Here is a 15,170-nt window from a genome sequence, read left to right on the forward strand (position 1 = left end):
GAATCAGCGCCGCGCCACGATGGGTGGCAGCGTGGGGATCGTCGGCAGCGGCGCGGCGGCCTTGCTCTCCGGGCGCACCTCCACCGAGACCTCGGTGTAGACCGCCTCGTCGGAGTCGGCCTTCTTGTTCTCCGGCGCGCGCGAGGCCGGCGTCTCGTCGTTCTGCAGCCGCCAGACCAGGTTGGTCGGCGAATCGGCGTGCGACAGGCCCTCGTCGCGCGAGACCACGCCTTCGGTGATCAGGCGCGCGATGTCCTGCTCGAAGGTCTGCGAGCCCTGGGCCATGGACTTCTCCATCGCCTCCTTCACGCCCGGCAGGTCGCCCTTCTCGATGAGTTCCGACACCAGCTTGGTGTTGAGCATCACCTCCACCGCGGGCACGCGGCCGCCGGCATTGGCGCGCAGCAGGCGTTGCGAGACCACGGCCTTCAGGCCGGCGGCCAGGTCCGACAGCAACGTGGGGCGGGATTCCGGCGTGTAGAACGACAGGATCCGGCCCAGCGCGTGGTAGCTGTTGTTGGCGTGCAGGGTGGCCAGCACCAGGTGGCCCGACAGCGCGTACGACAGCGCCGAGGTCATGGTCTCGCGGTCGCGGATCTCGCCGATCAGGATGCAGTCCGGCGCCTGACGCATGGCGTTCTTCAGCGCCAGCTGCAGGCTGGCGGTGTCACGGCCCACCTCGCGCTGGTTGACGATGGACTTCTTGTTGCTGAACAGGAATTCGATCGGATCCTCGATCGTGAGGATGTGGCCGGTGACCTGCTGGTTGCGCCACTCGATCATCGACGCCAGCGTGGTGCTCTTGCCGGTGCCGGTGGCGCCGACCATCAGGATCAGGCCGCGGCGCTCCAGCACCAGCTTGGACATCAGCGGCGGTACCCCCAGCGATTCCAGCTCCGGGATCTGGTGCGGAATGCAGCGGAAGACCGCCGCGATGGACCCGCGCTGCTTGAACGCCGACAGCCGGAAGCTGCCGATGCCCGCCAGGCCGATGCCGACGTTGAGCTCGCCGGTGTCGTCCAGTTCCTCCAACTGCTGCGGCGTCAGCAGCTCGGCCAACAGCGTACGCGTCTGGCCGGTGGTGAGCACCTGGTCGGACAGTTGCAGGATCTGGCCGTCGATCTTGATCAGGATCGGCGTGTTGGCCGACATGTAGACGTCGGACGCGCGCTTCTCGGCCATCAGCCGCAGCACGCGCTCCATGTTGCCTCCGGCCATGTCGGCTCCTCGCTCGGTGTTGAAGGGTCAGGGGCGCAGCAGGTCGTTGATGCTGGTCTTGCTGCGCGTTTGCGCGTCGACCTTTTTCACGATCACCGCGCAGTAGAGGTTGTACTTGCCGCCGGCCTTGGGCAGGCTGCCACTGACGACGACGCTGCCGGCGGGCACGCGGCCGTAGCTGACCTCGTCCTTCTCGCGGTCGTAGATCGGGGTGCTCTGGCCGATGTAGACGCCCATGCCGAGCACGGCGTTCTCCTCGACGATCACGCCCTCGACGACCTCGGAGCGCGCGCCGATGAAGCAGTTGTCCTCGATGATGGTCGGGTTGGCCTGCAGCGGCTCGAGCACGCCGCCGATGCCGACACCGCCGGAGAGGTGCACGCCCTTGCCGATCTGCGCGCAGGAGCCCACGGTGGCCCAGGTGTCGACCATCGTGCCTTCGTCGACGTAGGCGCCGATGTTGACGTAGCTGGGCATCAGCACCACGCCCTTGGCCAGGTAGCTGCCGCGGCGGGCCACGGCCGGGGGCACCACGCGCACGCCGCTGTCGCGCATCGCGGCCTCGTCGGTGTGCGAGAACTTCGTCGGCACCTTGTCGAAGAAGGCCAGGTCGCCGGCGTGCATGGCGCGGTTGTCGTTGAGGCGGAAGCTCAGCAGCACGGCCTTCTTGACCCACTGGTTCACCGTCCACTGGCCCACGCCCTGGCGCTCGGCCACACGGATCCGGCCGGCATTGAGGTCGGCGATCACCTGCTCGACGGCCTCGCGGACCTCTGGGGCGTTGACGGCGGTGATCTCGGCGCGGTTGTCCCAGGCCAGGTCGATGACGGATTGCAGCGGGTTCATGCGTGTTCTCGGGTAAAGGCGACGATGCGATCGGCCGCTTCGAGGCATTCCTCGACGCCGGCGACGAGCGCCAGGCGGATGCGGCCGGCGCCCGGGTTGACACCATGGGCCTCGCGGGCCAGCAGGCTGCCGGGCAGGACCGTCACATTGTATTGAGCGAGCAGGCCGAGGGCGAAGGCGACGTCGTCACCAGGTTCAACATGGCGCCGCGGCACACCGGCCCAGAGGTAGAAGCCGGCGTCGGGCAGGGCAACGTCCAGCACCTCGGCGAGTCTGGGTGTGACCTGTGCGAACTTCTGGCGATAGAGCGTGCGGTTGGCCTCCACGTGGGCCTCGTCGCCCCAGGCGGCGATGCTGGCCTGCTGCACCAGCGGGCTCATCGCACTGCCGTGGTAGGTGCGGTAGAGCAGGAAGGCCTTCATCCAGCGCACGTCACCGGCCACGAAGCCGGCACGCAGGCCGGGCACGTTGCTGCGCTTGGACAGGCTGGTCAGGGCCACCAGGTTGCGGAAGTCGGTGCGGCCCAGCTTCACGGCCGCTTCCAGGCCGCCGAGCGGCGGTTCGTCGCCGAAGTAGATCTCGGAGTAGCACTCGTCGCTGGCGATGACGAAGCCGTGCTGGTCGGACAGGGCGAAGAGTTCTTCCCACTCCGACAGCGGCATCACCGCGCCGGTGGGGTTGCCAGGGGAGCAGACGTAGAGCAGCTGCGTGCGGGACCAGGTGGCGTCGTCGATCTGCCGCCAGTCGGCGGCGAAGTTGCGCGCCGGGTCGCTGTTGGCGAAGGCCGTCCGGGCGCCGGCCAGCAGGGCCGCGCCTTCGTAGATCTGATAGAACGGGTTCGGGCAGACCACGGTGGCCCCGGGCCGGGTGGGGTCCACCACCACCTGCGCCAGCGCGAACAGCGCCTCGCGTGTGCCGTTGACCGGCAGCACCTGCGTGGCCGGGTCCACCGTCACGCCGTAACGCCGCTGCAGCCACCCGGCACAGGCCTGGCGCAGCGCCGGGCTGCCGGCGGTGGGCGGGTAGACCGACAGGCCGGCGGCGGCCTCGTCGATGGCCTGCATCACCAGCGGCGGCGCCGGGTGGCGCGGCTCGCCGATGCCCAGGTTGATGGGGCGCAGCGCCGGGTTGGGTGTCAGGCTCGCCGTGAGCTCGCGAAGGCGTTCGAAGGGGTAGGGGTGCAGCCGTTGCAGCAGCGGGTTCATCCGGCGATTATCCGGCCGTGGCCACCGCGCAGCTTCCCGCCGTCCGTCCCCGATTCTTCGCCTGCGCCTGGCTGTTGCCGCTGGCCGTCGGCAGCGCCGCCATGGCGTCACCCTGGGCCGCCTGGGGCGTCATGCTGGCGGTGCAGCTGGGGCTGGCGCTGGCCGAACGCCACCCCGGTTGGCAGCGCACCGGGAGTCCGGTGGCGGCCCCGTCGGCGGGGTTCCGCGCCGTGCTTCACGGGCATGTGCTGCTGCAGGCGGCGCTGCTGGCGCTGGGGGTGGTGCTGGCCCAGCGCGCCGAGTCGCCGTGGGCGGTGCTGGCCCTGGGCCTGGGCGTGGGCGGCGTCACCGGCAGCCAGGGCATCACCTTCGCGCACGAGCTGGGGCACCGCCGCAGCCGCCTGGACCGGGTGCTGGCCTGGGCCCTGATGGCCAGCGTGCTGTACGCCCACTTCATGGTCGAACACTACCGGGGCCACCACCCGCGTGCCGCCACCGACGCCGACCCCGCGAGCGCCCGTGCCGGCGAGAGCCTGTGGCGCTTCCTGCCGCGCACACTGTCCGGCAGCCTGGCCAGTGCCTGGCGGCTGGAAGCGGCACGCCTGCGGCAGCACCGGCGCGGCTGGGGGGCGAGCCCGCTGCTCTGGGTCTCGGTGGCTCAGGTCGCTGGCCTGGCGGCACTGGGCACGGCCTTCGGATGGCCGGCGCTGCTGTTCTGGGCCGTTCAGGCGGCCTACGCGGTGTTCCTGCTCGAGGCGATCAACTACATCGAGCACTACGGGCTGCGCCGCGCGCCGGGGGAGCGCTTCGGCGTGGGCCATGCCTGGAACGCCGACCACGCGCCGACAAACGCCATCATCGCCAACCTGCAGCGCCACAGCGACCACCACCTGCACGCCTGGAAGCCCTATGAGACGCTGGCGCCGCTGCCCGGGCCGCAACTGCCCACCGGCTATGCCGGCTGCCTGTTCCTGGCGTCGGTGCCGCGGCTGTGGTTCCGTGTGATGCACCCGCGGTTGCGGGCGTTGGCGAGACTAGAGCAGCAGGCCGTCGTCCTGTAGCGCAGCGTCGAGCCGCGCGAGCAGGGCGTCGAGGTCGGGCCCGCCTGTGACTGGATCGTCGGGCACGGCCGCGGCAGGCGCTGCCGGAACGGCGGCCGGCTGTTCCGCCAGCCGGTAGGCGAGGTTCAGCGCCGCCAGCACCGCGATGCGCTCGCGCGCCTTCACGCGCCCGGCGTCGCGGATGCTGCTCATCTCCCGGTCCACCGTGCCCACGGCCTGCTGCAACAGGGTCTCGCCGCCTTCCGGGCAGGCCAGGATGTAGCTCTGGCCGAGGATGGTGACTTCCATCTGCTTCATCGCGGCGTCTCCTCGCCGGCGTCGGCGGGCAGGCGGGCCAGCAGGGCGTCGATGCGGCCGCGCGCGGCCGACAGGCGCGAGCGCAGGTTGTCGCGCTCCTGCGTCACCGTGCCGAGCTGCTGCTCCAGCAGTGCATTGGCGCGCTTGAGCTCGTCGTGGCGCAGCAGCAGGCGTTCGACGCGTTCGGCGATGTCTTCGAGCGTGGCCATCTCACCCTCCGGCTCGTCATTCTAGGCGGCGGTGCGCCGGCCGAGGTCGCAGTACGGGCGAACGGCACACACGTCGCACTGCGGCTTGCGCGCCTGGCAGACGTAGCGGCCGTGCAGGATCAGCCAGTGGTGGGCATCCACGCGGTAGCGCGCCGGCACGCGCCGCTCCAGCGCCTGCTCGACGGCGAGCACGTCCTTGCCTGGGGCCAGCCCGGTACGGTTGGCCACGCGAAAGATGTGGGTGTCGACGGCGATGGTGCAGTCGCCAAATGCCACGTTCAGCACCACGTTGGCGGTCTTGCGGCCCACGCCCGGCAGCGCCTGCAGTGCCTCGCGCGAACGCGGCACCTGGCCACCGTGCTGCTCGACCAGGATGCGGCAGGTCTCGAGCAGGTTCTTGGCCTTGGTGCGGTACAGGCCGATGGTGCGGATGTGTTCGGTCACCGCGTCCAGGCCGAGGGCGAGCATCTGTTGCGGCGTGTTGGCGCGTGCGAACAGCGCGCGCGTGGCCTTGTTGACGCTGACGTCGGTGGCCTGGGCCGACAGCAGCACCGCGGCCAACAGTTCGAAGACGTTGGTATAGACCAGCTCGGTCTGCGGCTGCGGGTTGGCCGCGGCCAGGGTGGCGAAGAAGGGTTCGATGTCGGCAGACTTCACCCTGGGTCTCCGTGGGGGGGCTTCGGGTCGGCGGAGGCCTCTCGCCGCGCTCTGGCGCGCGCCAGCGCGGCCTCGATCACCGCGCGCTTGCGCTCGATCACGGCCGGGTCGGTGTGCTGAGTGTGGGCCGGCAGGTCGGCCAGCTTGGCGGCAGCCTTGGCGGCCAGGGCCTCGTCGTGCTCGCGCGCAGCGCGGTCCACGCGGAAGCGGTGGAAGGCATAGCGCTCGCGCGCTTCCTCGGCCTGCGCCAGGCTCCAGGCGGCCCAGCCAATGCGATCAGCGGTCACCGGCACCATCGCGATGCAATCCACCGGGCACACCGGCACGCACAGTTCGCAGCCCGTGCAGCGGGCGTCGATGACCGTGTGCATGCGCTTGGACGCACCGACGATGCAGTCCACCGGGCAGGCCTTGATGCACAGCGTGCAGCCGATGCACCAGGCCTCGTCGATGACCGCCAGCGCGCGTGGGCCCTCGCTGCCGCGGCTGGGATCCAGCGGCTTCGCCGGCCGGCCCGTGATCGCGGCGAGCCGGGCCACGCCTTCGGCGCCGCCGGGCGGGCAGCGGTCGATGTCGGCCTCGCCGCTGGCCATGGCCTCGGCGTAGCCCCGGCAGTCGGGGTAGCCGCAGCGCGTGCACTGCGTCTGCGGCAGTGCCGCGTTCAGGCGGTCGGCGAGCGAGATGACGGCGGTGTCGTGCACCGCCGGATTATCGGCCGCGGGGCCGGCTTCAGCGGCGGCGGGCGGCCTTCTTCGCGACGGCCTTCTTCGCCGCGGCCTTCCTGGCGGGCGCGGGGGCGGGCTCCGGCGTGTCGCTGTCGCCCTGGTGGAAGCGGGCGATGAATTCGCGCACCTGCGGGTAGACCTTCTCGCGCCAGCGGCGGCCAGAGAAGATGCCGTAGTGGCCGGCGCCTTCCACGTCCATGTGCAGGCTGCGCTCGGCCGGGATGCCACTGCACAGGTCGTGCGCGGCCTTGGTCTGGCCGGAGCCGGAAATGTCGTCGAGCTCGCCCTCGATGGTCAGCAGCGCGGTGCCGGTGATGTCCTGCGGGCGCACCGGCTTGCCGTGGACTTTCCAGGTGCCATTCATCAGCGCGAAGTCCTGGAACACGGTCTTGATGGTGTCGAGGTAGTACTCCGCCGGCATGTCGAGCACGGCGTTGTACTCGTCGTAGAACTTGCGGTGGGCGTCGGCGCTGTCCTCGTCGCCGCGGATCAGGTCAAGGAAGTAGTCGTAGTGCGAACTGGCGTGGCGGTCCGGGTTCATCGCCACGAAGCCGGTGTGCTGCAGGAAGCCGGGGTAGACACGACGGCCGGCCCCCGGGTAGTTCTGCGGCACGCGGTAGATCACGTTGTTCTCGAACCAGCTGTGGCTGCGCTGCACCGCCAGGTCGTTGACCTGGGTGGGGCTGCGGCGGGCGTCGATCGGGCCGCCCATCATCGTCATCGTCTGCGGCAGCACGTCGCCGGCCGTGGCCTGCAGCGACACCGCGGCGAGCACCGGCACTGTGGGCTGGCAGACCGAGATCACGTGCACCTTGGGGCCGATGTGGCGCAGGAACTCGCGCACGTAGTCCACGTAGTCGTCCAGGTGGAAGGGGCCGTCCTCGACCGGCACCATGCGCGCGTCGGTCCAGTCGGTGATGTAGACCTTGTGGTCGTGCAGCAGGCTCTTGACGGTGTCGCGCAGCAGCGTGGAGTGGTGGCCCGACAGCGGCGCCACCACCAGCACCGTGGGCTGGCGCTTCATCAGCGCCAGCGCGGTCGGATCGTCGGTGAAGCGCTTGAAACGCAGCAGGCGGCAGAACGGCTTCTGGATCGCCACCTGCTCCTGCACCGCCACCTCGATGCCGGGGCCGACCTTCACCGTGGTGATGTCGAACGGCGGCTTTTCGTACTCCTTGGCCAGGCGGTGCAGCAGGTCGAAGCCCGCCGAGAAGCGCTGCGACATCGGCAGGTGGGCAAAGGGCGACAGCGGGTGGTCGTAGAGCTTGGCCGACGCACTGGCGAATTCGGAGAACGGCGCCATCAGGGCGCGCTGCGTCTCATAGAGGTGGTAGAGCATGCCGTGTCCCGTCGTAGTGATGCTGCAGTGCAGCAAATATAGTCCTTCCACCCCATCTTGTCTTCAGACAAGCGCCTCTAAAAGGCCGAAAACCCGGGCAAGCCGGGTTTTCGGGAACAGGACCTGTCGCGCGGGCGACAGGTCTTACATCACGCTGACGATGCCCTTGACCACGGCGTCGATGTTTCGGCCGTTGATGGCGGCCACGCAGATGCGGCCGGAGTCCACGCCGTAGACGCCGAACTCGCTGCGCAGGCGCTGCATCTGGTCCTTGGACAGGCCGGAGTAGCTGAACATGCCCTTCTGGGCGGTGATGTAGGACAGGTCCTGCGTCACGCCGGCGGCACGCAGCTTTTCCACCAGCGCCACGCGCATGGCCTTGATGCGCTCGCGCATGCCAGCCAGTTCCTCCTCCCAAAGCGCGCGCAGGGCAGGCGTGTTGAGCACCGTGGCCACGACCTGGGCGCCGAAGGTGGGCGGGTTAGAGTAGTTGGTGCGGATGACGATCTTCAGCTGCGACAGCACGCGGGCGGCCTCGTCCTTGCTGGCGCAGACGACGCTGAGCGCGCCCACGCGCTCGCCGTAGAGCGAGAAGCTCTTGGAGAACGACGTGGAGACGAAGAAGTCCAGGCCGGCGGCCAGGAACTGCTGGACCACGGCACCGTCCTCGGCAATGCCTTCGCCGAAGCCCTGGTAGGCCATGTCCAGGAAGGCGACGAGGCCGCGCGCCTTGACCACCTCGACCACCTGCGCCCACTGCGCGGGCGTGATGTCGCAGCCGGTGGGGTTGTGGCAGCAGGCATGCAGCACCACCACGGTGCCGGCCGGGGCCGCGCCCAGGGCCTGCAGCATGGCCTCGAAGCGCACGCCGCGGGTGGCGGCGTCGTAGTAGGGGTAGGTGTCGACGGCAAAGCCGGCGTTCTGGAACAGGGCGCGGTGGTTCTCCCAGCTCGGGTCGCTGATCAGCACGGTGGCCGACGGGTTCAGGCGCTTGAGGAAGTCGGCGCCGATCTTCAGCCCGCCGGTGCCGCCCAGGGCCTGCACGGTGGCAATGCGGCCGGCCTTCACGGCCTCGCTCTCGGCGCCGAAGGCCAGGGCCTGCACGGCCTGGTCGTAGGCGGCCATGCCGTCGATGGGCAGGTAGCCGCGCGGCTTGGGCGCTTCCAGCAGCTGCTGCTGGGCCGCCTGCACGCACTTGAGCAGCGGCAGCTTGCCGTCCTCGTCGAAGTACACGCCGACGCCGAGGTTGACCTTGGCTGGGTTGGGGTCGGCGGCGAACTGCTCGTTGAGGCCCAGGATCGGGTCGCGGGGGGCCATCTCGACGGCGGACAGGAGGGACATGGGGGGTCTCTGGAGAGGTGGGCGTGGGGGCGGGGCTTGCGCTACCCTAGCGGGTTGCCCCGCGATTTTAGGTGGCCTATGCCCGATCCTGCCGACCCTGCCGAGCTTGTCGAAGTCCCTGCATCGGCCGACCCCGAGTCGGCCGGTCAGTTCGTGACCTATCCCGATTCACCGTTCCAGCTGTTCCAGCCCTATCCGCCGGCTGGCGATCAGCCCACGGCCATCGCCGGCCTGGTGGAAGGGGTGCAGGACGGCCTGACCTACCAGACGCTGCTGGGCGTCACCGGGTCGGGCAAGACCTACACGATGGCCAACGTGATTGCCCGCCTGGGCCGGCCGGCCATCGTCTTCGCGCCGAACAAGACGCTGGCAGCGCAGCTGTACAGCGAGTTCCGCGAGTTCTTCCCGAAGAACGCGGTCGAGTACTTCGTCAGCTACTACGACTACTACCAGCCCGAAGCCTATGTGCCGCAGCGCGACCTGTTCATCGAGAAGGACAGCGCGATCAACGAGCACATCGAGCAGATGCGCCTGAGCGCCACCAAGAGCCTGCTGGAGCGGCGCGACGTCGTCATCGTGGCCAGCGTCAGCGCGATCTACGGCATCGGCAACCCGGCCGACTACCACCGGATGGTGATGACGCTGCGTGTGGGCGACAAGCTGGGCCAGCGCGACATCATCGCCCACCTGATCCGCATGCAGTACACGCGCAACGAGACCGACTTCTCGCGCGGCACCTTCCGCGTGCGCGGCGACGTGATCGACGTCTTCCCGGCCGAGCACAGCGAGCTGGCGGTGCGCATCGAGCTGTTCGACGATGAGGTCGAGAGCCTGCAGCTGCTGGACCCGCTGACCGGCCGCGTGCGGCAGAAGATCCCGCGCTTCACCGTCTACCCCAGCAGTCACTACGTGACGCCCCGCGACCGCGTGCTGGCCGCCATCGACACCATCAAGGCCGAGCTGCGAGAACGACTGGACTTCTTCGTCAAGGAAGGGAAGCTCGTGGAGGCGCAGCGCCTGGAGCAGCGCACGCGCTTCGACTTGGAGATGCTGCAGGAGGTGGGCCACTGCAAGGGCATCGAGAACTACAGCCGCCATCTCAGCGGCGCCGCGCCCGGCGAGCCGCCGCCGACGCTGGTGGACTACCTGCCGGGCGACGCGCTGATGTTCATGGACGAGAGCCATGTGCTGATCGGCCAGTTCGGCGGCATGTACAACGGCGACCGCGCGCGCAAGCAGACACTGGTGGAGTACGGCTTCCGCCTGCCCAGCGCGATGGACAACCGGCCGCTGAAGTTCGAGGAGTTCGAGCGCAAGATGCGCCAGGTGGTTTTCGTCAGCGCCACGCCGGCCGACTACGAGAAGACCCACGCCGGCCAGGTGGTGGAGCAGGTGGTGCGACCCACCGGCCTGATCGACCCGGAGGTCGAGGTGCGCCCGGCCGGCCGCCAGGTGGACGACGTGCTGCAGGAGATCCGCGACCGCGTGGAGCGCGACGAGCGCGTGCTGATCACCACGCTGACCAAGCGCATGGCCGAGCAACTGACCGACTACCTGACGGAGAACGGCGTCAAGGTGCGCTACCTGCACAGCGACGTCGACACCGTGGAGCGGGTGGAGATCCTGCGCGACCTGCGCCTGGGCGCCTTCGACGTGCTGGTGGGCATCAACCTGCTGCGCGAGGGGCTGGACCTGCCGGAGGTGAGCCTGGTGGCCATCCTGGATGCCGACAAGGAGGGCTTCCTGCGCGCCGAGCGCAGCCTGATCCAGACCATCGGCCGCGCGGCGCGCAACCTCCGCGGCAAGGCCATCCTCTACGCCGATCGCATCACCGATTCCATGCGCCGGGCCATCGACGAGACCGAACGCCGGCGCGCCAAGCAGATCGCCTACAACGCCGAGCACGGCATCGTGCCCAAGGCGCTGAACAAGAAGGTGCGCGACCTGATCGACGGTGTGGTGTCGGACAAGGCGGCCAAGGACGAGAGTGCGCGCGTGAAGGCGCAGGCCGAGATGGAGGCGCTGTCGGAGAAGGACCTGGGCAAGCGCATCAAGGCGCTGGAGAAGCAGATGCTGGAGTTCGCCCGCAACCTGGAGTTCGAGAAGGCCGCCCGCATCCGCGACCAGCTGGCCCTGCTGCGCGAGCAGGCCTTCGGCGCCGACGGGCACGACAGCAATGTCGTGCCGCTGGCGGCGGCCGGCGGGGCCCGGAAGCCGTGAACTCAGCCGCGGCGTCGCCTGGCGCGCAGCGTCGTGCCCACCGCGGCGGCCAGGGCCAGGGCGGCCAGCAACAGGCTGCCGGGCTCGGGCAGTTCGCCGTCGCCGCCACCATCCTCCCCGTCGCCCTTGGGCTCGCGGTAGTCGGTGTAGCGCAGCTTGTCGGGCAGCATGCGCGGGCGCAGTTCCGGCGGCAGGCGCAGCCAGGGGCGCGGGTCGCCGCCGGTGGCGGCCGCCGCGGCCTCGGGCGTGCTCTTCACGAAGCGCTGGCCGAGCACCGACACGTTGCCGCAGACGTCGGGCACCATCACCGCGTAGATGCGGCCGTCCTCGTCCATGGCCTCGTAGAGGTCGCCGTCCTCGGTGTGCCCGGGCTTGAAGTTCACCCGCGTGTCCACGCACATCGTCATGCCGTAGGTCATGGCCACGCGGCGGGCGTCGAAGACACGGCCGCTCTTGTGGGCCACGATGCCGTCGTTGCGGATGGTCACGCGGTCCACCTTGCGGCCGGCCTGGATGTCGGCGGCGATGGCCTTGACCACGGTGGGCGACAGCTGCGCCGTCTGCATCGCCTGCACCGCCGAGCCGCGGTAGGGGTTGCGCCCCGGCAGGCCCCAGGCACAGTGCCGGCGGGCGTGCAGGCGCGCTTCCGGCGTCTCGGCAAAGCCCTCGGGCTCGCCGTCGAGCAGGGCAGCGGGCAGTTCCAGGCGCAGCGGGTGGGCCGTCGGCAGCTGGTCGCCTTCGAGGTGCGTGCCGCGGTGCACCACGTGGCGGCCGACCATCACGCGCTCGTCCTTCACCGGCTTGTGCAGCCACCAGCCTGTGGCCGCGGCGGCCAGCATCCCGGTGCCCAGTGCCGCCGCGATCAGGGGCCGGCGCGGCAGGGCAAGGGCCCAGGCGGCCGGCCGTGGCGCGTCCAGCAGACCGTGCCAGCCGCAACCCGCAGCCGCACAGCGGTAGCGGCGCATGGCCGGCAGCGCACGTTCGAACCAGCGCCGGCGCTGCCGTCGCAGCGGGCGGCTGCAGCGGGGGCATGGCGGGCGAGATGAGGTGGATGGCATGGGCGAGGCGCGCCCGTGCGGCCGGCAGGGCCGCGGGGCTCCTTCTGGTTCTCGGCCTGCCGATGCCGATCTTGAGCGCCGAGCCCATTTCTTCGCCACTGGCGCCCGAGGCCGAGATGCGGGAGCAGGACCTGCTGCGCGCCGTCAACGACTACCGGGCGGCACAGGGGTTGGCCCGCTGGCGCGGGGACCCGGGCCTCGCGGCCATCGCCCGGGCGCACAGCCGGCGCATGGCCCGCGAAGGCCGGCTGTCGCACGAAGGGTTCCGCCAGCGAGCCCTGCTGGCAGGCAGCCTGCTATGCGTGGAGAACCTGGTGGCTGGCCACGCCGTGCCGGAGCAGGCGGTGGCGATGTGGCGGCGCTCCCCGGCGCACCATGCCAATCTGCTGGACGGCCGCGTCGCCTGGGCCGGTGTGGGGGTCGCGGGCCGGTTCGCCACGCTGCTGGCCTGCGCCACGCCCGTGGCGCCGGTGGCGGACGCGGTGCTGCCCGAAGGCGTGCCGGACGCTGGGCGAGAATCCGGCACGCCGCCCGCCCTGGATCCCCGCCGATGAAGCTGCCCTGGTCCCGTCGTTCCGAGCCCGCGTTCCGTGTGTTGATGGTGTGCATGGGCAACATCTGCCGTTCACCTACTGCCGAAGGTGTGCTGCGTCACCGACTGGACGCCGCCGGCCTAGGCGACCGCATCGGCGTGGACTCCGCCGGCACCTATGGCGGGCATGCCGGAGACGCGCCGGATCCACGGGCGCAGCGCCATGCGGCGCGCCGGGGCTACGACCTGTCGCGCCAGCGTGCCCGGCAGGTGCGGCCGGAGGACTTCGAGCGCTTCGGCCTGGTGCTGGCGATGGACGAGGACAACCTCGAGGCCCTGGCCCGGGTGCGTCCGCCCGGCGTCGGCGACGTGCGCCTGTTGATGACCTTCGCGGCCCGCGATGGCCTGCCGCAAGAGGTGCCGGACCCGTATTACGGCGGCCCGGAGGGCTTCGAGCGCGTGCTGGACCTGGTGGAGGTGGCCTGCGACGGTCTGATCGAACACCTGCGACGCGAACAGGGGAACTTCCGGGGCTGAACCCGACCGAAAGGGTCGGGTTCAGGTATACTTGAGTGAACCGCTTGGTTACTGGATGCGCCGGTGCCGGGCGATCGCCGAGAGCCTGAACCGTCGTCCAGAAAACCGCGACGCCGCAAGGCACACAGGAGAACCCCATGCGTCTGACCACCAAAGGCCGTTTCGCCGTCACCGCCATGATCGACCTCGCGCTGCGCTCCCATTCGGGGCCGGTGGCGCTGGCGGCCATCAGCCAGCGGCAGCAGATCTCGCTGTCCTACCTGGAACAGCTGTTCGGCAAGCTGCGCCGGCACGAACTGGTCGAGAGCACCCGTGGCCCCGGCGGCGGTTATTCGCTGGGCCGTGGTGCAGAGCAGATCACCGTGGCCGACATCATCGTGGCCGTGGACGAGCCGATCGACGCCACCGGCTGCGGCGGCAAGGAAAACTGCATGGGCGACGACTCGGGCCGCTGCATGACGCACGACCTGTGGGCCAGCCTGAACGCCCGCATGATCGAGTACCTCGATTCCATCTCGCTGAAGAAGCTGGTGGACGACCAGCTGGCCAAGGGTGTGTCCATCGAGGAAGCGCCGGTCAAGCGCGCTATCTCGTCGACCCCGGTGGTCAAGCCCATCAAGGTGACTGCGCCCAATTCCGTGTTTGCCCTCGGCAGCGTGCTGACCAAGTAAGACAAGACCTGAACCGATGACCCCGCATCTCCCGATCTATATGGACTACGGCGCGACGACGCCGGTGGACCCGCGCGTCGTCGACGCGATGATCCCTTGGCTGCGCGAGCACCACGGCAACCCGGCGTCGCGCAGCCATGCCTGGGGCTGGGAGGCGGAAGAGGCGGTGGAGAAGGCACGTGCCCAGGTCGCCGCGCTGATCGGCGCCGACCCGCGCGAGATCGTCTGGACCTCGGGCGCCACCGAGTCGAACAACCTGGCGATCAAGGGTGCGACCCACTTCTATCAGTCGCGTGGCAAGCACATCGTCACGGTCAAGACCGAGCACAAGGCGGTGCTGGACACTTGCCGCGAGCTGGAGCGCCAGGGCTTCGAGGTCACCTACCTCGACGTGCAGGAGGACGGCCTGCTCGACCTAGACAAGTTCCGCGACGCGCTGCGGCCCGACACCATCGTCGCGTCGGTGATGCTCGTGAACAACGAGATCGGCGTGATCCAGGACATCCCGACCATCGGCGCGATGTGCCGCGAGAAGGGCATCGTGTTCCACGTGGACGCGGCCCAGGCCACGGGCAAAGTCGCCATCGACCTGGCCACGCTGCCGGTGGATCTGATGAGCCTGGCCAGCCACAAGACCTACGGCCCCAAGGGCATCGGCGCCTTGTACGTGCGGCGCAAGCCACGGGTGCGCATCGAGGCGCAGATGCACGGTGGTGGCCACGAGCGCGGCATGCGCAGCGGCACGCTGCCCACCCACCAGTGTGTGGGCATGGGCCTGGCATTCGAACTGGCCGGCGCCGAGATGGCCACCGACCTCGAGCGCACCCGCATGCTGCACGACCGGCTGGTGGCCGGCCTGACGCAGATCGAGCAGGTGTTCATCAACGGCCACCGCGAGAAGCGTGTGCCGCACAACCTGAACATCAGCTTCAACTTCGTCGAGGGCGAGTCGCTGATCATGGGCGTCAAGGGCATCGCCGTGTCGTCCGGCTCGGCCTGCACCTCGGCCAGCCTGGAGCCCAGCTACGTGCTGCGCGCCCTGGGCCGCAGCGACGAACTCGCGCACTCCAGCCTGCGCATGACCATCGGCCGCTTCACCACGGTCGAGGACATCGACTACGCCGTCGCCACGCTGCAGGACCGCGTGGCCAAGCTGCGCGAACTCTCCCCGCTGTGGGAGATGTACAAGGACGGCATCGACCTCAACACCATCCAGTGGGCGGCGCACTGAGCCCCCGCTGAGAGACGACACAG

Annotated in this window: 16 protein-coding genes; 6 read left to right on the forward strand and 10 right to left on the reverse strand. The window is 69.8% G+C overall.

Annotation, left to right across the window (positions count from 1 at the left end):
• Positions 1 to 3: 3 nt before the first annotated feature.
• Genes ENE75_RS05265 through dapC form a run of 3 tightly spaced genes read right to left on the reverse strand, consistent with a single transcriptional unit; the run spans position 4 to position 3,269 of the window.
• Positions 4 to 1,218 (reverse strand): PilT/PilU family type 4a pilus ATPase, encoded by a 1,215-nt coding sequence (locus tag ENE75_RS05265; protein WP_128196278.1) that lies wholly within the window; start codon positions 1,216 to 1,218, stop codon positions 4 to 6.
• A 27-nt stretch (positions 1,219 to 1,245) separates the two neighbouring features.
• On the reverse strand, positions 1,246 to 2,064 hold the full coding sequence (dapD, locus tag ENE75_RS05270; RefSeq protein ID WP_128196280.1) for a 2,3,4,5-tetrahydropyridine-2,6-dicarboxylate N-succinyltransferase: 819 nt from the start codon (positions 2,062 to 2,064) through the stop codon (positions 1,246 to 1,248).
• Entirely contained in the window at positions 2,061 to 3,269 is a 1,209-nt protein-coding gene (dapC, locus tag ENE75_RS05275; RefSeq protein WP_128196282.1) for a succinyldiaminopimelate transaminase, read from the reverse strand. The genes dapD and dapC overlap by 4 nt, the downstream gene beginning before the upstream one ends.
• 17 nt (positions 3,270 to 3,286) lie before the next feature.
• Between dapC and ENE75_RS05280 the strand changes: the two genes are divergently transcribed.
• Entirely contained in the window at positions 3,287 to 4,330 is a 1,044-nt protein-coding gene (locus ENE75_RS05280) for an alkane 1-monooxygenase (RefSeq protein ID WP_128196284.1), read from the forward strand.
• Here the strand turns inward: ENE75_RS05280 and ENE75_RS05285 are convergent.
• The 6 genes from ENE75_RS05285 to ENE75_RS05310 all read right to left on the reverse strand — a co-directional run bounded on the left by ENE75_RS05285 (position 4,304) and on the right by ENE75_RS05310 (position 8,898).
• Positions 4,304 to 4,627, reverse strand: coding sequence for a cell division protein ZapA (locus ENE75_RS05285; protein WP_128196286.1), 324 nt, complete (start codon positions 4,625 to 4,627; stop codon positions 4,304 to 4,306). The two genes, ENE75_RS05280 and ENE75_RS05285, sit on opposite strands and share 27 nt — an antisense overlap.
• The gene (locus ENE75_RS05290; protein ID WP_128196288.1) at positions 4,624 to 4,836 is read right to left on the reverse strand and encodes a coiled-coil domain-containing protein; all 213 of its coding nucleotides are present in this window, start codon (positions 4,834 to 4,836) and stop codon (positions 4,624 to 4,626) included. Before ENE75_RS05290 ends, ENE75_RS05285 begins: the two co-directional genes overlap by 4 nt.
• Before the next feature lie 21 nt (positions 4,837 to 4,857).
• A complete protein-coding gene (nth, locus tag ENE75_RS05295; protein ID WP_128196290.1) occupies positions 4,858 to 5,493 on the reverse strand; it encodes an endonuclease III in 636 nt (211 codons plus the stop codon).
• Entirely contained in the window at positions 5,490 to 6,194 is a 705-nt protein-coding gene (gene rsxB, locus ENE75_RS05300) for an electron transport complex subunit RsxB (protein WP_128196292.1), read from the reverse strand. The genes nth and rsxB overlap by 4 nt, the downstream gene beginning before the upstream one ends.
• Before the next feature lie 28 nt (positions 6,195 to 6,222).
• Complete coding sequence (locus tag ENE75_RS05305; RefSeq protein ID WP_128196294.1) at positions 6,223 to 7,557, reverse strand: polyhydroxyalkanoate depolymerase; 1,335 nt, start codon at positions 7,555 to 7,557, stop codon at positions 6,223 to 6,225.
• A gap of 144 nt (positions 7,558 to 7,701) precedes the next feature.
• Positions 7,702 to 8,898, reverse strand: a complete 1,197-nt coding sequence (locus ENE75_RS05310) for an amino acid aminotransferase (protein WP_128196296.1) — start codon at positions 8,896 to 8,898, stop codon at positions 7,702 to 7,704.
• A 78-nt stretch (positions 8,899 to 8,976) separates the two neighbouring features.
• Here ENE75_RS05310 and uvrB point away from each other — a divergent pair, with 78 nt between their 5' ends.
• A complete protein-coding gene (gene uvrB / locus ENE75_RS05315) occupies positions 8,977 to 11,118 on the forward strand; it encodes an excinuclease ABC subunit UvrB (protein WP_128196298.1) in 2,142 nt (713 codons plus the stop codon).
• A gap of 2 nt (positions 11,119 to 11,120) precedes the next feature.
• Here the strand turns inward: uvrB and ENE75_RS05320 are convergent, their stop codons facing one another.
• A complete protein-coding gene (locus ENE75_RS05320) occupies positions 11,121 to 12,083 on the reverse strand; it encodes a hypothetical protein (RefSeq protein ID WP_128196300.1) in 963 nt (320 codons plus the stop codon).
• 155 nt (positions 12,084 to 12,238) lie between these two features.
• Here ENE75_RS05320 and ENE75_RS05325 point away from each other — a divergent pair, with 155 nt between their 5' ends.
• The 4 genes from ENE75_RS05325 to ENE75_RS05340 all read left to right on the forward strand — a co-directional run bounded on the left by ENE75_RS05325 (position 12,239) and on the right by ENE75_RS05340 (position 15,147).
• A complete protein-coding gene (locus ENE75_RS05325; protein WP_158288858.1) occupies positions 12,239 to 12,730 on the forward strand; it encodes a CAP domain-containing protein in 492 nt (163 codons plus the stop codon).
• Entirely contained in the window at positions 12,727 to 13,245 is a 519-nt protein-coding gene (locus ENE75_RS05330; RefSeq protein WP_233258925.1) for a low molecular weight protein-tyrosine-phosphatase, read from the forward strand. Before ENE75_RS05325 ends, ENE75_RS05330 begins: the two co-directional genes overlap by 4 nt.
• Before the next feature lie 137 nt (positions 13,246 to 13,382).
• A complete protein-coding gene (gene iscR / locus ENE75_RS05335; RefSeq protein ID WP_128196304.1) occupies positions 13,383 to 13,916 on the forward strand; it encodes a Fe-S cluster assembly transcriptional regulator IscR in 534 nt (177 codons plus the stop codon).
• 16 nt (positions 13,917 to 13,932) lie between these two features.
• Complete coding sequence (locus tag ENE75_RS05340) at positions 13,933 to 15,147, forward strand: IscS subfamily cysteine desulfurase (protein WP_128196306.1); 1,215 nt, start codon at positions 13,933 to 13,935, stop codon at positions 15,145 to 15,147.
• Positions 15,148 to 15,170: the final 23 nt, after the last annotated feature.

Source organism: Rubrivivax albus (assembly GCF_004016515.1).
Taxonomy (GTDB): Bacteria; Pseudomonadota; Gammaproteobacteria; order Burkholderiales; family Burkholderiaceae_C; genus Rubrivivax; species Rubrivivax albus.